This window comes from Streptomyces sp. NPDC005533, from assembly GCF_042871845.1.
In the GTDB taxonomy this organism is placed as follows: Bacteria; Actinomycetota; Actinomycetes; order Streptomycetales; family Streptomycetaceae; genus Streptomyces.
In genome coordinates this window covers 21,233-42,364 of record NZ_JBIAJH010000050.1, presented here as the reverse complement: position 1 = coordinate 42,364, position 21,132 = coordinate 21,233, and the positions used below count along the sequence as shown (strand labels likewise).

The 21,132-nt window shown below is 71.7% G+C and carries 19 protein-coding genes; 14 read left to right on the top strand and 5 right to left on the bottom strand.

Features of this window, described 5'->3' with window-relative positions; translation table 11 throughout:
* Positions 1–94: hypothetical protein (locus tag ACFYP3_RS32390; protein ID WP_388840453.1), on the top strand; the 94-nt coding region annotated here is incomplete at its 5' end.
* A 39-nt stretch (positions 95–133) separates the two neighbouring features.
* On the opposite strand, the gene ACFYP3_RS32385 is transcribed toward ACFYP3_RS32390, so the two are convergent.
* Positions 134–1,492 (bottom strand): DUF4157 domain-containing protein, encoded by a 1,359-nt coding sequence (locus ACFYP3_RS32385; RefSeq protein WP_388840448.1) that lies wholly within the window; start codon positions 1,490–1,492, stop codon positions 134–136.
* 265 nt (positions 1,493–1,757) lie between these two features.
* Positions 1,758–2,984, bottom strand: coding sequence for an IS701 family transposase (locus ACFYP3_RS32380; RefSeq protein ID WP_388840445.1), 1,227 nt, complete (start codon positions 2,982–2,984; stop codon positions 1,758–1,760).
* A gap of 311 nt (positions 2,985–3,295) precedes the next feature.
* On the opposite strand from ACFYP3_RS32380, the gene ACFYP3_RS32375 reads away from it, so the two are divergent.
* From ACFYP3_RS32375 to ACFYP3_RS32345, 7 genes are all read left to right on the top strand, one after another.
* Positions 3,296–3,919: a TetR family transcriptional regulator gene (locus ACFYP3_RS32375; RefSeq protein ID WP_388840442.1), complete on the top strand. Its 624-nt coding sequence runs from the start codon at positions 3,296–3,298 to the stop codon at positions 3,917–3,919.
* 57 nt (positions 3,920–3,976) lie between these two features.
* On the top strand, positions 3,977–4,882 hold the full coding sequence (gene galU / locus ACFYP3_RS32370; protein ID WP_388840439.1) for a UTP--glucose-1-phosphate uridylyltransferase GalU: 906 nt from the start codon (positions 3,977–3,979) through the stop codon (positions 4,880–4,882).
* Positions 4,883–5,076: 194 nt separating this feature from the next.
* On the top strand, positions 5,077–6,078 hold the full coding sequence (locus ACFYP3_RS32365; RefSeq protein WP_388840436.1) for a ParB N-terminal domain-containing protein: 1,002 nt from the start codon (positions 5,077–5,079) through the stop codon (positions 6,076–6,078).
* Between the two features lie 70 nt (positions 6,079–6,148).
* Positions 6,149–7,591: an MFS transporter gene (locus ACFYP3_RS32360; protein ID WP_388840433.1), complete on the top strand. Its 1,443-nt coding sequence runs from the start codon at positions 6,149–6,151 to the stop codon at positions 7,589–7,591.
* A gap of 72 nt (positions 7,592–7,663) precedes the next feature.
* A complete protein-coding gene (locus ACFYP3_RS32355) occupies positions 7,664–8,518 on the top strand; it encodes an alpha/beta hydrolase fold domain-containing protein (protein WP_388840430.1) in 855 nt (284 codons plus the stop codon).
* A gap of 48 nt (positions 8,519–8,566) precedes the next feature.
* Entirely contained in the window at positions 8,567–9,085 is a 519-nt protein-coding gene (locus ACFYP3_RS32350; RefSeq protein ID WP_388840427.1) for a hypothetical protein, read from the top strand.
* A gap of 13 nt (positions 9,086–9,098) precedes the next feature.
* Entirely contained in the window at positions 9,099–10,115 is a 1,017-nt protein-coding gene (locus tag ACFYP3_RS32345; RefSeq protein ID WP_388840424.1) for an LLM class flavin-dependent oxidoreductase, read from the top strand.
* Positions 10,116–10,153: 38 nt separating this feature from the next.
* Here ACFYP3_RS32345 and ACFYP3_RS32340 read toward each other — a convergent pair whose 3' ends face one another.
* The gene (locus ACFYP3_RS32340) at positions 10,154–10,663 is read right to left on the bottom strand and encodes a hypothetical protein (RefSeq protein WP_388840421.1); all 510 of its coding nucleotides are present in this window, start codon (positions 10,661–10,663) and stop codon (positions 10,154–10,156) included.
* 450 nt (positions 10,664–11,113) lie between these two features.
* Between ACFYP3_RS32340 and ACFYP3_RS32335 the strand changes: the two genes are divergently transcribed.
* From ACFYP3_RS32335 to ACFYP3_RS32325, 3 genes are all read left to right on the top strand, one after another.
* On the top strand, positions 11,114–15,103 hold the full coding sequence (locus ACFYP3_RS32335; RefSeq protein WP_388840419.1) for an SGNH/GDSL hydrolase family protein: 3,990 nt from the start codon (positions 11,114–11,116) through the stop codon (positions 15,101–15,103).
* A gap of 78 nt (positions 15,104–15,181) precedes the next feature.
* Complete coding sequence (locus tag ACFYP3_RS32330) at positions 15,182–15,634, top strand: hypothetical protein (protein ID WP_388840416.1); 453 nt, start codon at positions 15,182–15,184, stop codon at positions 15,632–15,634.
* Positions 15,635–15,683: 49 nt separating this feature from the next.
* Positions 15,684–16,901 (top strand): glycosyltransferase, encoded by a 1,218-nt coding sequence (locus tag ACFYP3_RS32325; protein WP_388840413.1) that lies wholly within the window; start codon positions 15,684–15,686, stop codon positions 16,899–16,901.
* 19 nt (positions 16,902–16,920) lie between these two features.
* On the opposite strand, the gene ACFYP3_RS32320 is transcribed toward ACFYP3_RS32325, so the two are convergent.
* Complete coding sequence (locus ACFYP3_RS32320; protein WP_388840411.1) at positions 16,921–17,259, bottom strand: hypothetical protein; 339 nt, start codon at positions 17,257–17,259, stop codon at positions 16,921–16,923.
* Between the two features lie 161 nt (positions 17,260–17,420).
* Here ACFYP3_RS32320 and ACFYP3_RS32315 point away from each other — a divergent pair, with 161 nt between their 5' ends.
* The 3 genes from ACFYP3_RS32315 to ACFYP3_RS32305 are packed head-to-tail and all read left to right on the top strand — an operon-like array spanning position 17,421 to position 19,821.
* Positions 17,421–18,365, top strand: coding sequence for a hypothetical protein (locus ACFYP3_RS32315; protein WP_388840408.1), 945 nt, complete (start codon positions 17,421–17,423; stop codon positions 18,363–18,365).
* Positions 18,366–18,383: 18 nt separating this feature from the next.
* The gene (locus ACFYP3_RS32310; protein ID WP_388840405.1) at positions 18,384–19,007 is read left to right on the top strand and encodes a hypothetical protein; all 624 of its coding nucleotides are present in this window, start codon (positions 18,384–18,386) and stop codon (positions 19,005–19,007) included.
* Entirely contained in the window at positions 18,988–19,821 is an 834-nt protein-coding gene (locus tag ACFYP3_RS32305; protein WP_388840402.1) for an inositol monophosphatase family protein, read from the top strand. Before ACFYP3_RS32310 ends, ACFYP3_RS32305 begins: the two co-directional genes overlap by 20 nt.
* 26 nt (positions 19,822–19,847) lie before the next feature.
* Here ACFYP3_RS32305 and ACFYP3_RS32300 read toward each other — a convergent pair whose 3' ends face one another.
* Positions 19,848–21,035, bottom strand: coding sequence for an SLC13 family permease (locus ACFYP3_RS32300; protein WP_388840399.1), 1,188 nt, complete (start codon positions 21,033–21,035; stop codon positions 19,848–19,850).
* Positions 21,036–21,132 lie beyond the last annotated feature (97 nt).

Sequence of the window (21,132 nt, the reverse complement as noted above, 5' to 3'; positions counted from 1 at the left end):
CACCGAACCCCTGCTGCGCCTGAACGTCGAGGCGCGGGACGAGGTCACCCTGGCGAAGGTCCGCGACGAGGTCCTCACCCTCATCCGCGCCTGACACGCACCGGTCAGGCGCGGATGTGCGACGTCCCGTGCGTCAGGCGATGTTCGGGTTGGCCGGCTGTTCTGAGCCCGCCGCCACCCGGCGGCCCTTGCCCCGCTTGACGAGGACCACCGTCTTCATGGTGACCCCCGGGTAGTGCGGGGTGTAGTACCGGCCCGTCCAGTAGTCGTGGAAGGAGGCCACCGTGCCGATCGTGTACGTCATCGGGTTCGCGGACGTCTGGCCGCTTCCGGCGAAGGCCTCCATCGTCACCGTGTCCTGGCCGTCCATGCCCACCACCGCCGCGGCGTGGTACTGCGACATGATCTGCTCCCCGGGGTCCATGGCGAGCATCAGGTAGGACTGCCCCACCACCGGGCTGGCGTCGCGGTCCGTCGCCCCCTGGAAGTCGCCTGCGCGGTCGCGGTTCTGCTCGTCCGACATGCCGAAGGCCTTGAGCCCGGCGCTCGTACGGACGTTGCTGTTCGCGCCGTCGGCCAGCTCTCCGACGGCGTTGTGCATGATCTCCTCCGCCGTGTGGAGGCAGTCGTCCAGGATGTTCCGCGCCAGCTCGTGCTCCTGGTACAGATCCGGGCCGCCGAAGAGGGCCTGCTGCGCCGTGCTCGTCGGGCGCAGGGCCGGGGAGTAGGACCCCGCGGGCCCGCCGACGCGGATCCAGATCGAGGTGGCGTTGTTGCGCGGGACGGCGAAGACGCCGTTCGCCGAGACCGTCATGTTCTGCTGGTTCGGGCCGGCCTGTACCGCCCAGCGCTGGACCGACTCCCGGGCCGCCCCCTGGTCGGCCCGGGCCGCCTCCTGTGCGTGCTGCTCGGCCCTCGGCGCCGCCCCGCTCATGGCGCGGCGCGCGTTGCTCTCCGCCTCCCGCTCGAAGCGGTCGGAGGGGTCGGAGACCCGCAGGCCCGCTCCGTTGTCCGTACCCGCCACGGGGCCCCGGCGCTGCTGGATCACGTGGGTGAGTTCGTGGGCGAGCGTGAGCTTGTCGGCGCCGCCCTCCCCGATCACCACGTGGTTCCCACTGGTGTACGCCCGAGCGCCCACCTCGGCCGCCGACGCCTTCGCCGCGCTGTCGTCGTGGATGCGGACGTCGGAGAAGTCGGCGCCCAGCCGGCTCTCCATGTCCGCGCGCGTGCCGCCGTCCAGCGGCCTGCCGCCGGCCCGCACCACGTCGTGGACGGCCGAGCGCTGGACGGGCGCCTCCTCCGCCTCGTGGCCGCACCCCGCACCGTGCCGGTGCGGCTGCTGCTTCAGACGCTGGACGACCACCGCGTTCCCCACCGTCGCCTGTTGCCCGAGGAGCCCGGCGGCCTGTGCGGGTGGTGCGGTGACCGGCCTGCGGACCCTCGACCGTGCGTCGTCGGTGGCGTTCGACCTGACCTTCGCGTGGTCCTGCACTGGCGCTTCCTTCGTCGGGGGATCGGAGCCGTACGTGATGCCTGTGTCCTGCGTACGCCTCGCGTACGTCCTCGTCCTGGATACGCCGGGCGACCCCGCGGGCGCCAGGTATCCGAGGGCAGACCCGACCGGCCGTGAGGGCAGTCTCCGTGCCTGTTTCCGACCCCGGTACGGGCGGGTTCGGTACCTGACGGCCGGCGGGCCGAGGGCGAAGGTGGTGGCCACCCACGCGATGTCCGGCCGCCGGCCACGGCGCCGCACCGGCTCACGCGGACTGTCGTCCCCCGACCCGCGCGAACTCCCGCCGCTCGCGCAGCGCGGCCGGCACCGGCGCGGTCCTGTACGCGTACGCCGCGGACATCAACGTCATGTGGTGGTGCCACCCGGGAAACGACCGCCCTTCGAAGTCGAGCAGGCCGAACTCGTCCGCCAGCGCGCCGAGCGTCACGGTCGAGCGGGCCGACTGCCGTGCCAGGTGCAGCAGGTCGTCCATCCGGTGGCGGCTCATGTTGGTCAGCCAGACCGGCCCGCCCCGCTGCCCGGGCCCCGGACGCCGTTCGCCGAACAAGCGGTAGGTCTGGTGCGCCCCCGGGCCCCCCGTCTCCCCGCCCGGTACGCGGACCAGCGCCGAGTGGATGCGCAGCCGCTGCGGGCGCGCGTCGGGTCTGGTGAGCAGCGCGGTGTACGGGTGGCTGGTGTTCCCCAAGCGGGCCAGGTCGCCCGCCGTGGACTCGCGCCCGGGCGGCCGGGCCGGCTCGCCGCCGTGGACCGAACCGGCGGCGCGGACGCCGAGGGTCGGCGGGACGGACACGAGGAAGTCGTGGCCGCGGCGGCCGAGCATGCCGATCACCGCGGCCGCGCTGCCGAGGCGGCTGATGTCGGCGACCACGGGGGCGCGCGCCGAGGAGGTACGGGCGGCGATCCCGTCGGCGAGCTCGACCACGAGGGCTTCGGCGCTCTGGTGCACCACCTCGGGGGAGATGCGCGCCCGTCGGCGCAGGGCCGGGTCCGCCGTCCAGGCCTCGGGGAGCACCAGCCGCCAGTCGACCGGCACGCTCACGCCGTCCAGGGACAGAAACAGGCCGAAGCCGAACTGGCAGTTGACCATGCGTCCGGCGGCCGGATCGAAGCGGCGGTGCACGCCGACCGAGTGCTCGCCGCGTTTGGGGAAGCACACCTGCCCGATCGTCCAGGCGCGGACCGTGTGCCGTTCCTCCGCCCAGCGCAGCAGTTCGGCGCGGGCCGGCTGCCAGTCCCACGGGCTCGCGTTGATGAACTGCTGAAGGGACTGGGAGGCGGTGGGTGACGCGGTGACGGACGCGGCGAGCCGGCGTACGGATTTCTTCCCCGGTGTGGTGAGCAGTCCTTGCAGGTAGACCCGCGCCCAGCGGCGCTGGTCGGCGCGCGGTAAGTGGCCGAAGAGGCGTTCCGTGAACTCGTCGAGTGCCGTGTCACCGGCAACCAGGGCCCGGGTCCTCGTCTGTGCCGTCATCTGTCTCCCCCTTCACTGCGGACGCCGGCGTGCGTCGTCGATGAGTCAAGAATACAGAACGTTCGTTTTTTTTCTAGCGAACGTCTGGCGTCCTCCACACGACTTCGGCACGTTGGTGACCGGGGCCGTCGGCGCCGCCGGCGATGCGGTCGTGGAGGGGCCGGGCAGGGGCGCTTCTTCGTCAAGTCGGCGTTGTGCGCGGTCGGCACGGGGGTGACGCTGGAGGTCGCCCGTCTCCGCGGAGGATGCACGGGCGAACAAGGAACGACCTGGATGGCAGTGATAGTGCAGTGGTAAAGCAAGAGCGCGCCGTGCGCACCCGTAATCATCTGATCTCGGTGGCCGCCGCTGAATTCGACCGCAACGGATATGACGGGACGTCCCTTTCCCGGCTGAGCCGCTCCGCCGACCTGTCGATCGGGGCGGTCACCTTTCATTTCTCGGCGAAGGGGGAGCTGGCGACGGCGGTCGAGAATGCCGGCCGGAGCGCCACCCGAAGAGTGGTCGAGGGTGTGACCGCCCGCGGTGGCCCGGCGCTGGACACCCTCTCGGCGCTCGTCCTCGCCCTGGGTCGCCTCGTCGAGACGGACGTGGCCGTACGCGCCGCCGCGCGGCTGACCCAGGAGCGCGCGGGCGCCGGACCCGAGTGGTGCTGCTGCTGGCTCCCCGAGGTCAGGGAGCTGTTGGAGCAGGCCGCCGCCCAGGGTCAGCTGGACCCCGAGGTCGACCCGCGCCCGGTCGCGGTGCTGACGGCGCATCTGGTGGGGGGTGTCCTCGCCCGGGCCCGCCGCGGCCGGCCGGGGCGCGCCGGCGAGGCCACCGGCGAGCTCGGGGAGCTGTGGTGGCTCGTCCGGCGGAGCATCGCGGCGGCGCCTGGGGAAGGGCCTGCGCAGGGGCCTACGGCGGGGCCGGCCGGTACCGAAATGCCCAAGTAGGCGGAAAGGCATGGGAATTCGGGCTGATGCGCCGCGATGCGGTCTAGCGTCAGCGGTATGAATTCCACACCCCCTCAGATAACCAAGGCAGTGATCCCCGCCGCAGGACTCGGCACGCGATTCCTGCCGCTGACCAAGGCCACCCCGAAGGAAATGCTCCCGGTGGTCGACAAGCCCGCCATTCAGTACGTGGTGGAAGAGGCGGTCGCGGCGGGGATGTCCGACATCCTCATGGTCACCGGACGCAACAAGCGGCCCCTCGAGGACCACTTCGACCGCAACTACGAGCTGGAGGAGGCCCTCCAGCGCCGGGGTGATCAGGACAAACTCAACAGCGTCTGCGCCTCCACCGAGCTCGCCGACATCCACTACGTGCGCCAGCGCGACCCCAAGGGGCTCGGACACGCCGTTCTGTGCGCCGCCCCGCATGTCGGTCGGGAGCCGTTCGCCGTGCTCCTGGCCGACGACCTGATCGATCCGCGCGACCCGCTGCTGGCCCGGATGGCCGAGGTGCGCGCCCGGCTCGGCGGCAGCGTCGTGGCCCTCATGGAGGTGGCCCCGGACGCGATCCACCAGTACGGCTGCGCCGCGGTGGAGCCGTCGGCCGGCGAGGACGGCGTACGCATCACCGAGCTGGTGGAGAAGCCGGAGCCGGGCACCGCGCCCAGCAACCTCGCCATCATCGGCCGCTACCTCCTCGACCCCGAGATCTTCGAGGTCCTGCGGGGTACGAGCCCCGGACGCGGCGGTGAGATCCAGCTCACGGACGCCCTGCGGACCCTGGTGCGGGCCGGACGTCCCGTGCACGGGGTCGTCTTCTCCGGCCGGCGCTACGACACGGGGGACCGAGCCGAGTACCTGCGCGCGACGGTCCGGCTCGCCTGCGAGCGCGAGGACCTGGGACCCGAATTCCTGTCCTGGCTGCGGGAGTTCGTGACGTCGGAGCAGCTCGCGGCGGTGTGAGCGCCGCCCGGTGGGCGACCGGGGATTCTCCGCGGTCGCCCGCCCCGCCGGACCGACACCTTGCCAACTTGCCCAAATCTCAACGGGGTTCGGCTCCAGCATTGGTTACCGAACGGTAGTTACGTAATTTCTTCCCGGGGCCGACGCACAGCACGGCGCCCGAGGCATCGAGTGCACGAAAGGAGGTGAACTTCATGGGCAAGCCCCACGCGCGGCACGAGAGGCACGAGCGGCACGACAGGCACGCGAGGAACGCGACGGACCCCGCCGACGCCGCGTTCGAGGTGCCGGTCGGCGCACTGCTCGCGGCGGATTCCCCCCGCACCGTCCACGTGAACGAGAGCCACGCACAGGACCTCGCGCACTCCGGGCGGGCGCTGCCGCCGCTGCTCGTGCACCGCCCGACCATGCGGATCATCGACGGGACGCACCGGTTGCGGGCCGCCGTGCTCCGCGGGCAGCACACGGTGGGAGTGACGTACTTCGACGGCAGCGCCGAAGACGCCTTCGTCCTTTCGGTCGAGGCCAACATCAGTCACGGGCTCCCGCTGACGCACGCGGAGCGGACCGCCGCGGCGTTACGGATCCTGCGGACCCACCCCGACTGGTCCGATCGCGGCATCGCACAGCGGACCGGGCTGGCGGCCAAGACCGTCGGGTCACTGCGCCGCCGCGAAGCGCCCGCGCCCGCGCCGCCCGCCCGCATCGGCCAGGACGGCCGCGTGCGGCCGGCCGATCCGGTCCGCGGCCGGGAGGTCGCGGCCCGGCTGCTCGCCGGCCGTCCCACGGCCTCCCTGCGGCAGATCGCACGGGAGGCGGGCATCGCGCCCTCGACCGTACGGGACGTGAGGCGCCGGATCGGTGAGGGAGCGGATCCCGTGCCGGCCGTCCAACGGCGCTCGGGAACCACCCCGGATGCGACCCGGCCGCCGGACCGGGGCGGGGGGCAGTCACTGCCCTCGCTGGTCACCGGCCTCTGCAAGGACCCCCTGCTCAGGTTGAGCGAGGCGGGGAGGCTGCTGCTGCGCATGCTCGATCTCCAGGTGAGCGGCTTGCGCCAGTGGGAGCGGATCGTCGCCGCGGTACCCCCGTACCGCGCCGAGACCGCAGCCGCCGCGGCCGCCCAGTGCGCGCGCGGCTGGCAGGAGCTGTCCGAAGAACTACGGCGCCGGGCCTCGGCGCAAACCCCTGCCTGAGCCGGCTTCCCCGGCCAGTACCGGCCCTCCGAGCCGAGGGCCTCCGTTGTGATGGAAAGGATGTATGGCGATGTCGGTTGTCGAGGGTGCGCGTGTGGATGCGGGTGCGGGGGGTGGTGCTGAGGGGCCGGTCCGTTTGGACGGGCGTCTGAGGTTGGTGTTGGTGGTGCTGCTGGTGGCGCAGTTCATGCTGGCGGTGGACTTCTCGATTCTGAACGTGGCGTTGCCGGTGATCGGTGACGGGCTTGGTTTCTCGTTGTCGAACCTGCAGTGGATCGCGACGTCGTTCGCGTTGTGTGCTGCGGGGTTCACGCTGTTGTTCGGTCGGGTGGCGGACCTGTTCGGGCGTCGTCGCCTGTTCCTGGTGGGTTTGGCGGTGCTGGGTCTGTCGTCGCTGGCGGGTGGTCTGGCGACCAGTCCGGAGATGCTGCTGGTCGCCCGGGTGTTCCAGGGTCTGGCGACGGCCGCGGTGACGCCGGCGGGACTGTCGCTGCTGACGACGTCGTTCCCTGAGGGCCCGTTGCGGCAGAAGGCGCTGGGTTTGAACGGTGCGTTGATGTCGGCGGGGTTCACGACGGGCGCGATCCTGGGTGGTGTGCTCACGGATCTGCTGTCGTGGCGGTGGGCGTTCTTCATCAATGTGCCGGTGGCGTTGGCGGTGTTGTTCATCGCTCCTGCGGTGATCAAGGAGTCGCGTCCGTCGGTGCGTCCGAAGTTGGATCTGCCGGGGGCGACGGCGGTGACGTTGGGTCTGCTCGCTTTGATCTACGGGTTGACGCAGGCGGGTGAGCACGGTTGGGGTTCGGGTTCGGCTCTGGGCTGGCTGGCGGCGGGTGTGGTGCTGCTGGTGGTGTTCTATGCGATCGAGTCGAGGAGTGCGGCGCCGTTGGTGCCGGTGTCGGTGTTGAAGAAGAAGACGGTGGCCTGGGGCAATGTCGCGGGTCTGATCGCGTTCTTGACGGAGACGAGTCTGGTCTTCCTGATGACGCTCTACCTCCAGGAAGTGCTGGACTTCTCGCCGCTGACGGCGGGGCTGTCGTTCGGTGTGCTGGGTGTCGGGACGGTGATCGGTGGTTCGATCGCGCCCCGGGTGATCGGTGCGATCGGTACGCGGTCGACGTTGATCGTGGGTGGTGTGCTCCAGGCGGTCGCGACGGTGAGTCTGGTGGCGTTGGGTGAGTCGTCGTCGTCGATGTGGCTGCTGCTGGTGGCGACGTTCGCCGGTGGTGTCGGGAACATGCTGGTGATCGTCGGGTTCATGGTGACGGCGACGACGGGTCTGCCGGATCACGAGCAGGGCATGGCGACGGGTCTGGCGACGATGACGCAGCAGATCGGTATCACGATGGGTACGCCGATCATGTCGGCGATCGCCGCGGCCAACACCGACATCCATGCGGGCATCACCACGGCGGTGATCGTGAACACCGCGATCGTGGTCCTCGGGACCCTCGCCACCGCCCTCTTCCTCCGCACCAAGCAGCCCGACAACGGCAACGGCAACGGCAACTAAGGCAACTCCGCCTTGTGACAGCCCTGCCGCGGCGGCGAACGTTGGCCCCAGGCACGGAGGGAAGGAAACCCGATGGCAACACCCACCCACCCGGCCGCCGGAAACAGCCGTGTCGCGGTCCGCTGGGAGCAGGCCCGCATCCCCTCACCGTCCGGCCCGGTCCCCGCCAGGGTGTACCGGCCGGGGACATCAGCGCCGCAGGGCTGGCTGGTGTGGGCCCACGGCGGCAGCTGGCGTGCCGGATCCGCCCAGGACTGGCACGGCCCGACCGCCGAACTGGCCCGGTCCTCCGGATTCGCCGTCGTGAGCGTCGACTATCGGCTCGCCCCCGAGGTGCGCCACCCGGCCATGGTCGAGGACGTCCTGTCCGCCCTCGCCTGGGTCCGGGAGCGGGCCGGGGCGAGAGCACCCGTCGCCGTCGGCGGGGACAGCGCGGGCGCCACCCTGGCCGCCTGCGCCGCACTCGCCTGCCGCGACCGCGCCCTCCCCCTCGCCGCCCAGGTCCTCGCGTACCCGCCGCTGGACCCCGGCTGCACCTCGGCCTCGTACCACCGCTTCCCCGACATGTTCCCCACGGCCTCCTACCTGATGGCGGCCTGGCAGGACTACCGCCAGCCGGGCCGGCCCGTGGCAGCGGACGGCACGCGCCTCTACAGCACCCCCTTCGAGGCGTCCGACCTGCGCGGCGTCGCGAGCGCCGTCCTGGCCACCGGCGAGCTCGACCCCGTCGGTGACGACGTGCACCACTACGGACGCCTGCTGCGGGCGGCCGGAGTGGAGGTGGCCCTGCGGGAGTTCCCGGAGACGGGCCACGGCGCCTTCCTCCAGCCCGGCCGCCCCACCGGCGGGCACCCGACGGTGTCCCTGCGCGGCTGGCTGGGCCTGGCCCTGCACCTGCTCCCCGCACCGGACGCCACCCGCGCCTGAGGCACCCCTTCCTTCGTCCTCTTTCCTCCCCTCCCACAAGGAGCTGACATGACCCCCGACGTGCCCCACCTCGACGCGCTGCTGCGGCACTTCGCCGACCTGCGCGACGGCATCCACGGCGGCGCCGTGACCCGCCCGGACAAGGAGGAACACTTCCGCACCGCCGCCCGCCTCCTGGACCCGTACGCCCGCCAGGCACTCGGCGAGCTCAACGACCAACTGCTGCTCGGCCAAGGCGTGGTGGACGCGAGCGGGGTCCAACGCGCCGAAGACGGCAGCCTCTTCCACGCCTGGACCCTGTGGTGGGACGAGCAGTCCGCCGCCGACATCCCGCCGGTGACCCTGTACGCGCACTACGGCGCCTCCTTCCACCACCCGCACCTGCGCGGGGCGACGGTCTCCGAGTGGCCGCTGAACGTCTTCGACGACGCGCAGGCCGCCGCCGAACTGCCCACGCTGCGTGCCATCGCCGCCGCCGACCTCCACAACCTGGTCTTCGAACGGGACTTCAGGATCGTGCCCGCGACCATGGCGGGGGCCACCGGTGTCCCCGCCCCCCGGCACTGAAAGGCCAACCCTCATGACGAACCTGCGACTGTCCGTGCTGGACCAGACCCCGGTCGGCGAGGACCACACCCCGGACCAGGCACTGCGCGCCTCCGTGGACCTCGCCCGCGGCGCGGAGGACCTCGGCTACACCCGGTACTGGCTCGCCGAGCACCACGGCTCCCCGGGCTTCGCGAGCAGCGCACCCGAGATCCTCGCCGGGGCGGTCCTCGCCCACACCTCGCGGATGCGGATCGGGACGGGCGGCGTGCTGCTGCCCCGCTACGAACCGGCGAAGGTCGCCGAGGTCTTCGGCGTACTGGCCTCCCTCCACCCGGGGCGGGTCGACCTCGGCATCGGCCGGGCGGGCGGCCCCGCGCGGGACTTCCCGCAGCGGCTGGCGGAGCTCCGGATGCTGCTGGGCGAGGGGGGAGTCGTACCGCACGCACCGGTCCCGCCGCAGATGTGGCTGCTGGGCGCGGGACGGGAGTCGGCCCGGCTGGCCGGCCTGCTGGGGACCGAGTTCGCGTTCGGGCACTTCTTCTCCCCGACCGGGGGCCGGGAGGCGTTCGAGGACTACCGCGCCGAGTTCCGGGCGGCCACCGGCCGCCGGGCGGGCGGTGCGCTCGCGGTGCGCGTGGTGACCGCGGACAGTGCCGGCCGCGCCGAGGAACTGGCGCAGAGCCTGCTGCTGTGGCGCGCCCGCAAGGACCTCGGCCAGGACGCCCCGCTGCCGTCGTACGAGACCACGCGCCGCCACCGGTGGACGGGCGCCGAGCTGGAGCGCGCCAAGGTGCACCGCACCGCCCTCGTCTCAGGGGCGCCCGAGCAGGTGCACTCCGTACTGACGGCACTCGCCGGCACCCACGGGGTGGACGAGCTGGTCGTGAACACCCTGACGTCCGACCCGGCCGACCGGCAGCGGTCGTACGAACTGCTGGCCGAGGCCTTCGCCCTCCCGGCGGGCCACCCGGCGGACCTTGCGCCGACCCGCCCGGCGGCCCGCCCGGAAGCCGCCGTGGGAGCTGCCGTGGGAGCGGCCCTCCCCTAGGGACGGCCGGCCTTCTCACCGGGCGGGGGCGGGGTCCGTCAGAGGTAGAGGTCGATCGTGAAGCGCCTCATGCCCACACCGATCGTGTCGGCGTGGACCGAGCCGCGAGCGCGGTCGAATTCCCCGGTGCCGCCGGTGATCGCGTTGTCGAACGACGGGGGACGCCCCGGGTTGAGATTGCCGAAGACCATCCCCTGCACGGACAACTGGCCGCCCGGGAGGGTGTAGGTCACGACGCACACCTCCGCGCCGCCGTTGATGGTCCGGGTGGTGGTGCAGGTGCCGTTGGTCTCGCCGACGCTCCGGTGGTTCTGGTCGAAGAGCTCCGAGCGGAAGACGGTCCGATCGCCCTGGGCCGCGGGGCCGTTGGTGTTGACGGGGAAGGCCGTTTGTTGCCTGAGCTCGCCGGTGAGTGTGATGACCCGGTGTTTGCCCTTGTCGTGGGCGGGGTGCGGGGAGGTCGCGGCGGCGGCCGCGACCGGGGCGCAGGCGAGAAGGGCGACCAGCGCCGTGGCCGTGCCGAGAGAGGCTGCTCTGATGGGGCGCATCGTGCGGCTCCTGAGGTCGATGCTCATGGACGGTCGGATGACGAACACGTCATGCGATGACCTTCTTAGCGCCGGTCCGGCCGCCGCCCGGAACGGACCGGTGCGACCCACCGGCAGATCCGACCGATCGGACCAACCCGGTACGGGGAGACGGTCCGCCGCCCGGTCCTTTTCTGCCGGTTTGAATCTCCTCCGATTTCGAGGGTGAATTCCCTTTTGCGGTTCCGTTCCGGACGGGTGAACGGAGGGGAGTTCCCCACAAGTGCAAGCGTCTTCACAACCGGAATTCACCGGATGAATAACTGCGTCGAATATTCCTTGACGTGACGACATGCCGCACACGTAAAGTCCGTGCGGTCGGCGCCGGTTGACGCCGTCCGAGGTTCTGTCGCATTTGGTTCAGGAGATGCAGTGAAACGAAGTAGACGCATATCTGCGTTATTCATCGGCATGGTGGCGACCTCGCTGGGAGCGGGTCTGCTCCAGCTGCCCGCGGTCGCGGCCGAGCCGGCGCCGTCGTCCGCCGCGGGCTCGCCCGCTGCCGAGACCGACAAGTCGTCCGTTCCCCCGGCCGACCGCGAGAAGGTGCTGGGCAAGGGATGGCAGCACTCGGGTGACCTGGCGTGGACGACCACGTCGGACGCCCAGGGGTTCCACATCCTCACGGCGAACGAGAACGCCGGGTACGCGTGGAAGACCGTCGCCTCCCTCGCCGAGCCCGGTCTGGACGCCGACGCCTGGATCGGCAACGCGTGCGTCACCGGCTCCGGCCGGCGCGCCGTCGTCGTGTACGCCCCGCGTACGTTCACCAACAAGCCGCAGCTCATGGCGCGCGGCGCGTTCACGGCCGTGGTCGAGCTGGACACCGGCAAGGTGACCAAGCTGGACCTGCGCGCCTCGCTCTCGTACTACAACCCGGGCTGCGGCACGGGGGAGAGCGCCGTGTTCACCCAGTCCGGCGGCGACGACAAGAGCGGCACCCGGCTGGTGACCGTGGACGCGGTCACCGCCAAACTCGCCCCACCGGTCGAGGTCACCGGTCAGGTCACCTCGGGCGTGCCCGCGGACGGGGCGGTCGTCGCGGCGAACGGGGCGCAGATCGTCAGGATCGACGCCGACGGCCGCAGCCGGACCCTGGCCCGCACCGCCTCCGTGCCCTACCGGCTGAGCCCCGACGCCGACGGCGGCATCACCTTCCTCGACCAGCAGCCGCGCAAGTCGGCCGCCGACCGGGGCACCACCCAGGTGCGGCGCGTGGCGGGCGGCAGGACGAGCACCCTGGGCGAGGGGCCGCTGACCGCCACCGGCCTCGTCCGGGCCGGCGGCGACGTCTACATCACCGGCGAGGCCAAGACGGCCAAGTCGCTGCCCGCCCGGGTGAAGGCCCTGCCGGGCTCCCCGAAGGACGCCCTGGTCTCGACGGGCGGCAAGTCGGTGGTCCAGCGCACCGAATGGGCCGACGTCAAGGACTCCGCCCTGCAGCCCGAGTCGGCCCTCGACGCCAGGCCCGTGCAGATCGAGCTGTCGGTACTCGATACCAAGAAGAAGGTCGGCTTCACGGCCGATCCGCTCGCGGTGATCCCCGACAGCTGGAAGCAGGGCCGCGACCCCGCTCCCGCCGCCGGCCGCAAGTCCCCCGAGGGCGCCGGTTCCGCGGCCCCGTCGGCAGCCAAGGCGACAGCCAAGGGGACGGCCGAGGCCACCGCCTCGGCAGCGGCCGCGGCCGCCGCGAGCTCGCCCACCGAGATCGTGGAGTCGGACCGGACCTGTTCCGTCCCCCGCAACGACCCCCGCAACCAGGCCCTGCAGCCCAAGCCGCGCCAGGTCGAGTGGGCCGCGGACCAGGCCGTCACCGGATTCCTCAACACGCACATCGAGCGCCCGGCGAACTGGAAGAACCTGGGCATGCCGTCGTACATGCCGCAGTCGCTCTTCCTCAACCCGCCGCTCGCGGGGGGCGGCAGGGTGCCCGCCCAGGTGCTCCTGGGCATCACCACCCAAGAGTCGAACATGTGGCAGGCGGCGCGCAGCACCGTCCCCGGTGTCACCGGCAACCCGCTGATCGGCAACTACTACGGCATCGACTACTACGACGGCACCAGCGCCAACGACTGGGACGTCAACTTCGCCGAGGCCGACTGCGGTTACGGCATCACGCAGGTCACCGACCACATGCGGATGGCCGGCCGGGAGGACGGCCACGGCGGCGCCGCCTGGCCGTACCAGACGCAGCGCGCGGTGGCGCTCGACTACACCGCGAACATATCCGCCGGCCTGCAGATCCTGATCGAGAAGTGGAACGAGACGTACAACGCCGGGATGAAGCTCAACAACGCCAACCCGGCGAAGCTGGAGAACTGGTACTTCGCCCTGTGGGCGTACAACTCCGGTTTCCATCCCCAGGGCGCCGCAGGTGAACCCTGGGGCCTGGGCTGGTTCAACAACCCGGCCAACCCCGAGTGGGACGCGGCCCGCCCGCCGTTCCTGGAGAACTGGAACGGTGACGAGGACGCCAGCGCCGCGGCCCGCCCGCAGCTCTGGCCCTACCCGGAGAAGGTACTGGGCTTCGCCGCGCACCCGCCGTCCTTCCTGGAGTCCCCGGGCAAGATGGTGCCGGCCTTCATCGCCTCCTACTGGAACGGCACCGCCGCCCCGGTGGACGCCCCGGGAAGCGCCAAGTACAACCGCGCGCACGTGAAGCCGCCGGAGAACCTCTTCTGCACCGCGGCCAACAACTGCAACCCGGCGAAGATCGGCGACTCGGCCACGAACGACACCACCACCTCCGGCCCCTGTGGGCGGACGGACTTCAAGTGCTGGTGGTCCGGACCGGCCACCTGGAAGGACGACTGCTCCGCCTCCTGCGGGTTCGAGTTCATCCGCTTCAACTCCACCTACCCGGAGGAGGCCGACGGCACCCCGTACGCCCCGAACTGCTCGACCTCGGGGCTGCCCTCGAACGCGCTGATCATCGACGACGTGCCCGACGGCACCCCGTCCGTACGCCCCAACTGCGGCAGGCCCTGGACCAACCAGGGCAGCTTCGGCATGACCTTCTCCAAGTCCTCCGGTGAGACGGTGTACCCCTCCAAGGTGGACCTGCACCAGCTGGGCGCCGGCTTCGGCGGCCACTTCTACTTCGGCCACACGCGCGCGTCCGACGTGAAGGGCGAACGGCTCAAGATCACCGGCAGCTGGACCCTGAACAAGAGCCTGAACCAATGGGCCCGCGTCATGGTGCACATACCGGACCACGGAGCCCACACCCGGCAGGCCAGATACCAGGTCTACACCGGGAGCGGCGCCTCGTTCCGGGCCGTCCCGCAGCGCATCAGATCCAACAAGTGGGTCTCGATAGGCGTCTTCCAGTTCAACGGTGTTCCGCAGGTCAAGCTGGACTCCATCGCCCAGGACGGAACCGGGGACGAGGACATCGCCTGGGACGCCGTGGCCATCCAGCCGCTGGCGGCCAAGCCCGAGCACATGATCGTGGCGATGGGCGACTCCTACTCCTCCGGAGAAGGAGCCTCGGTCACCGGCGGCGGCGACTACTACCCGGAGACCGACTACGGCGGCGACCAGGGCTCGGCGCGCAACGCCTGCCACCGCTCGAAGAACGCCTGGATCCGGCAGGCCGGCGCCCCCTACGACTCCGGCATCGGCCGGACCTTCGGGTCGCGGGCCGACAACTGGGGGGACTCGGGCAGCATCGACCTCCAGTTCATCGCCTGTTCCGGTGCGAGGACGCACCAGATCCTGTCCGCGAACGGTGAGGGCCCCACGAACGCCTGGGGGAAGAAGGGCGAGTCCTCGTACGGGGAACTGCCCCAACTGGACAAGGGATACCTCGACGGCAACACCACGCTCGTCACGCTGTCCATCGGCGGCAACGACGCGGGGTACGCCGGGGTGATCCAGAAGTGCATGCTCTGGACCTTCCCGACCAGCAACTGCTTCGACGATCCGCTCGACGGGGAGAGCGAGGCGATGAGGACGGCCGTTCCGAAGACCCTCGCGACGAAGGTCCGCCCGTCCATCGTGACCACCCTGAAGGAGATCGCACTGCGGGCACCCAACGCGAAGATCGTTCTCATGGGTTATCCCATGTTGTTCTCCAACGGTGTGAACTGCGCCGGCGCCCCCTTCGTCAACAGCGCCGAGTACGCGGATTTCGGGAACGTCACCAACACCATGGCGACCGAGATGGGCAACGCCGCGGCCGACGCCCGCGCGGCCGGAGTCCGGGCGGTGTTCGCGGATCCCCGAGTCGCCTTCAACGGAAAGGGAATCTGCGGGACCCCGGAAACCATCCACGGTATCGTCAACGACAAGACGCCGAGCGACAAGCCGGGTGATCCGGTTTCGGCGCAGGGATTCCATCCCAAGACCACAGGCGCCGCAATCTACGCCGGAGTCCTCAACGACGCCCTGAAGCCGTGACGTTCTGACGGCTCCACCGCTCCACCGGTGCCCGAGGCCGCACGCGGCCTCGGGCACCCTCCCATCGAAAGGCGGACCATGCGGGAACTCGCGCGCACAGCCGGTGCGGCGGTCACCGGGGCGCTGACCGGAATGGCCGTAGCCGGTATATGGAATTGGGGCATCCGTGAAGACGCGAACGTGTGCGAGGACGCGCCGAGCGTCTGCGTCACGTACTACCCGCTGTACGCGCTCGGCCTGGCCGTCGCGATCGTCCTCGTGATCGTCCCCGTGGGTCTGTGGATCTCCCAGGTCCGCCCGCTGCAGGTCAGCGTCCCGGTGTGCCTCGTGCTCATGGCGTACGTCCTGCTGCGCTCGGGCGACTGGCTGTACGCCCCCGGAAGCCCCAGCCTGCAGCTCACCTGGCCGTTCGTGCTGATCTGCGCGATCGGACCGGCGCTCGTCGCCACCGCCCGCATCCGGCGCCTCCAGGTCCCCGCGCTGTCCGCGCTGGGAATCCTGATCGTGGTTTCCCTCTTCGCCGGGGCATGAGGGCAGAATCTCCCTCCGTAGTGGATGACTTCGGAACGGGGAGTACGAAATGCGTGTGTTGCTGTCGGCCTATGATTCGCGCGGGGGAGTCGAGCCGCTGGTGGGTCTCGCGGTGCGGTTGCAGGAGCTCGGCGCGGAGGTGAGGGTGTGCGCGCCGCCGGACGAGGAGTTCGCGAAGCGGCTGGCCGGGGTCGGCGTGGAGATGGTGCCGACGGGCCAGTCGGTGCGCGCACTGGTGACCGGCAGGACACCGCCGTCGCCCGGGGGCGTGCCCCGGCGGGCGGCCGATCTGGTCGCCGCGTTCTACGACAACGTCAGCGCGGCCGCCGAGGGGTGCGACGTACTGCTCGCGACCGGGCTCGTGCCGGCCGTGGCCGGCGTGAAGGCCGTCGCCGAGAAACGGGACATCCCCTACGTGTACGCGAGTTACCAGCCGGTGAGCCTGCCGTCGCCGCACCACCCGCCGATGCCGCGGCCCGGCCGGCCGCTCCCGGAGGACGTGAGCGACAACCGGGAGCTGTGGGACCGCGACATCGAGGACGCCCAGGCGGTGTTCGGCGAGGCGATCAACACCCACCGGGCGTCGATCAACCTGCCGCCGGTGGACAACGTCCGCGACCACGTCTTCACCGACCGGCCGTGGCTGGCCGCGGACCCGGTCCTGGCCCCCTGGCAGCAGCCGGCGGACCTCGACGTCGTGCAGACCGGCGCGTGGGTCCTGCCGGACGAACGCCCGCTCCCCGCCGACCTGGTGGCGTTCCTCGACGCCGGCACGCCCCCGGTGTACGTGGGCTTCGGCAGCATCCCGATGCGTGATCCGGAGGGCGTCGCCAGGGCGACCGTCGGCGCGATCCGCGCACAGGGCTGCCGCGCCGTCCTCTCCCGCGGCTGGGCCGACCTGGCCCTGACCGACGACCAAGACGACTGCTTCGTCGTCGGCGAGGTCAACCACCAGGCGCTGTTCCGCCGTACGGCCGCCGTCGTGCACCACGGCGGCGCGGGTACGACGACGACCGCCACCTGGGCCGGGGCGCCCCAGGTGGTGGTCCCGCAGGGGGCGGACCAGCCGTATTTCGCCGGCCGGGTGGCCGAGCTCGGCATCGGCGCGGCACACGACGGGCCGACCCCGGCCCTCGACTCCCTCTCTGCCGCGCTCAGGCCGGCCCTGGCCCCCGAGACCCGTGCGCGGGCGACCGCCGTGGCCGCCGCGTTCCACGCCGACGGGGCGATGGTCGCGGCGAAGCTGCTGCTCGACGCGGCCGGCTGAGCGAGCGGCCGGCCGCGGGTCACCCGATGTCGAGGAAGAAGGCGACCCAGGCAGCCGCCACGGCCGCGATCACGAGGGCCACCGCGCCGAGCGGGACCCCGACGCGGGCCCCGACCGGCGCAGCGACCCCGTCCCGCCGTGCCCGCCACAGGTCGGGAAGGCCCCAGACGATCGCGCAGACGCCGAGGGGCAGAACGAGGTAGAGGGGCACGAAGCGGATCGGCGGCGGGACGGCTTCCGGCAGGAACGGGCAGCCGATCGCCCCGACCGCGGCGATGCCCAGGAACAGGGAACCCCTGCCCGTGGACCGCGGTCCTGTCCCGTGGGCCGCTGTGCCGGCCTGCTGCGCGTACTTCATGGGCAGCAGGCTAGGCGGGCGGTGATCGGCGCACCTGGGGGCGGCTACTCAGATCTCCGTGAGTAGCCGCCCCGCCGCTGCGGGCGCTCCGAGTGCGCTCTGGTGGCGCCGCCGGGGCATCTCCTACCATCGGGACACGGGTGGGGGAGGGGGGTGCGTGGATGGCGGCGCATGTCGGGCGGCTGGAACGCTTCGTGGCCTGGGTGCTGCGCAACGCCGATGTCGTCGTGGCCCTGTTGGTCGCGATGGCGGTCGGTTTCCTGGACATCTTCGGTGACGTCGTCAGCGACGACGTGGCCTCCGGCGCCACCCTGGTCGTCCTCGGTCTGCTCGCCACCGGCTCGATCGTGGAGCGCGTGCGCCGGCCCGCGAGCATCCAGGAGGCGATGAGCGGGACCCGCCGGGCCCTGGAAGACCTCGCCATGGTGCGCTCGCTGTCGGGCAACGAGGTCGGCGAGGCCCTGCGCAAGGCGCGCCAGCACACCAACCTCTGGTACTTCAAGGGCGGTACCGGCACCTACCTGCGGGCCGTCACCCTGCCGCTGTGCGTGCGCGCGGCGAAGGAACAGCGCTCCCAGCTCAACGTCAAGATCGACATCGTGAACCCGGCCGACGAGCGGGCCTGCGCCGCCTACGCCCGCTTCCGCCAGATGTTCGGCGTGCAGCGCCCCGGAGACGACCTGTGGACCACCGATCGGGTCCGCCGGGAGTCGTACGCGACGGTCCTCGCCGCCTGCTGGTACCAGCGGCAGCTGACGACGCTCGAGATCAGCGTGCACCTGTCGGCCGCCGTACCGACCCTGCGCTTCGACCTGTCCGAGACCTGCCTCGTCATCACCCAGGACGACCAGTCCCGGGTGAACCTGCTCGTGGAACGCGGCCAGCCGCTCTACGACTACTACGTCACCGAGCTGCACCAGAGCCGCGAGCAGGCCACCGTGCTCGATCTGCGCGTCGCGTCGCCCCTCGGCCAGGAGCCGACCGTCGACGAGGTGCGCACGCTCTTCGACGACCTGAGGCTTCCGCTGCCGCGCTTCTTCACCGACAGCGACATCGGCAAGATCATCGAGAAGGCGCTGCACGCGGAGGACCCCTACAGGAGGTGATGCGCCGCGGCGCGTGCCATGGACCGCGAACTGGAAAGGACCCTGGTCGCCCTGGAGGAGATCGCCTCCGGTGAAAGGGAGTTGCGTGCCGTTCGCCATCCGCTCGGATTCCTCTGCCTGCCGCTGCTCAGAGAGGGCCGGCGGGGGATCTGCGTGCACCTCTTCGACGCCGGCAACCGGGCCGAGCCGGACGCCTCGCCCATGCACGCCCACAGCTGGGAACTGCGCAGCCGCGTGCTGTACGGGCGGGTGGCGAACCTGCCCGTACGGACGACCGCGGTGCGCGACGGCGAAGGGGGCGCGACCCACCGCGTGTTCGAGGTGTGGAGCGGCAGCGACGGCGTCGACGAGATCCGCCCCACCCCCCAGGTGGTGCGCAGCGAGCCCGGACCCGCCCAGGTCAGCTCCGGCGGCCAGACCTACACCCTGGCGGCCGGCGAGTTCCACGCCACCGCCCTGGAGGGGCCCGAACCCGCCGCCACCCTCGTGCACGGGCTCTCGATCCCCGGGCAGGCCGACCTCTCGCTCGGGCCGCTCGACGGCCGCCCGCGCCGCACGACCCGCCGGCTGTGCGACACCGTGCAGACCGTACGCAGCGTCCACACCGTCCTCAGGAGGATCGATGCCGAACAGCGGGCCTGATTTCGACCGCGAGAGGCGGGTCGCCGTCGCCGCGGCGGAGGAGGCGGGCGGGCTGCTGCGCCGACGCTTCGGCACGGCGCACTGCGTGCGGACGAAGGACGAGTCCGGGGACGTGCAGGTGGACCTCGACCTCGCCGCCGAGAGGCTCGTGCTCGGCCGGATCCGGCGGCACTTCCCGCACGACCGGATCCTGTCCGAGGAGGCCGGGCTGCTCGACGCGGCGGGCGAACGCACGTGGCTGGTGGACCCCTTGGACGGCAGCAACAACGTCGCGATCGGGCTCCCCGCGTACGTCGTGGGCATCGGGCTGTGCCTGGGCGGCGCCCCCGTGATGGGCGTGGTGCACGAGCCGGTCACCGGGCAGACCTGGCACGCGGTCAGGGGCCACGGGGCCCACGGGCCGTCCGGCGCGCTGCCCGGACCCGCCCCCGAGCTCCCGCGCCCCGGGCCCGTCGTCGCCTGGACCCAGGGATACGCCGTGCGGCGCGGCGACGCCACGGCGGTGGCGCTGCGGGCCGTGCTCGAACTGCGCTGCCGGCGGGTGCTGCAGCTGTGGGCACCGCTGCTCGGCTGGAGCCTGCTGGCGCGCGGCACGATCGACGCCTTCGTCGGCTACCGGGCCGAAGGCGTGGACCTGCCGACCGGGGCGCTCATCGCGGCCGAGACGGGGGTGGAGCTGCGCACGCTGTCCGGGGCGCGGTTCCGGCCCGGTTTCGCCGGGGACGACAGCGGGCGCAGCTATGTGGCGGCGCGCGGCGAGACCCTCGCGTACCTGCTGCGGGAGGTCGGCGAGGCGACCCGGCACGTGGCGTGACCCACGGGTGGTACGCCGGCCGCGGCTCAGGTGGTGGCCGCGAGCGCCACCGTCGCCGCCAGCGTGCCCGTGACCGCCAGGACCAGCCCCGTACCGAAGAAGCGGCCCAGTTCGATCCGCGTGCCGTGCCAGCGGCACCGCTCGAACCACAACAGGGTGGCGAGGGAGGCCCACGGGGTGATGACCGGCCCGACGTTGACGCCTATCAGCTGGGCGAGCAGCTGGTGGTGGTTGGCCTCCGGGATGGCCGCCTCGGCCGCCATGTAGGCCGGCAGGTTGTTGAGCGCGTTGGAGAAGCCCGCTCCGACCGCCGCGGACCTCAGCATTCCGATGAACCCGTTGTCGGACCCCACCGCCGTCGCCAGCATCTCGTGCAGCCCGTGGGCGTTGACGGTCTCCACCACCAGGAACATCCCCGGGACGAGGACGAGGAGCCGCCAGGGGACCAGGGAGAGGCGCAGCGTCTCCCGGCTGCGCACCGCGAAGGCCACCACCACGACCAGGGCGGCCGTCATCGAGGCCGACCACAACGGCACGTCGGCGAGGATCGCCAGCAGGAAGCCGGTGCACGCCACCGCGCACACCCGGAACAGGACCCGGTCCGCGGGGCGCGGCGCCGAGGGCGGCTCGTAGCGGATCTCGCCGCGGCGTCCCAGGCGCCAGTAGAAGCCCCACAGGCAGGCCATCGTGACCGCGATGGCCGCCAGCTGGGGGGCCCACATGGTGGCGGCCATCTCCGCCGGGGACAGCGCCACCCGGTCCGCCGCCAGCAGGTTCGTCAGGTTCGACACGGGCAGCAGCAGGCTCGCCGTGTTGGCCAGCCAGACCGTGGTCATCGCCAGCGGTACGGCCGCGATGCCCACCCGGGTCGCCAGCGACAGCATCACCGGGGTGAGCAGCACCGCCGTGGTGTCCAGGTTGAGGGCGATGGTGGTGACGGACGCGAACAGCACGCACAGCCCGAACAGGAGGGGATAGTTCCCCCGCCCCGCCCGGGCCACCCAGGTGGCGACCACGTCGAAGACCTCCGCCTTGCCGGTCAGCTCGGCGAGGACGATGACCGTGGCGAGGAACACCAGCAGCGGACCGATGCGCTCCATCACGTCGCCGGCGGGCGCGGTGGGCAGCAGCCCCGTGGCGACGCACAGGACGCCGAGGGTGAGCAGGCCGCCGGCCAGCCAGTCCAGTGGATGCAGCCGTCTGAGGAGAGACACGTCGAACAGATTCGCACGTACGCGCGGTCGGCCGTCAGGCGGCCCGGATGGATCCGGACAGGCCCGTTCGGGCGGGGTGGCTCCTACCATGGTTCCC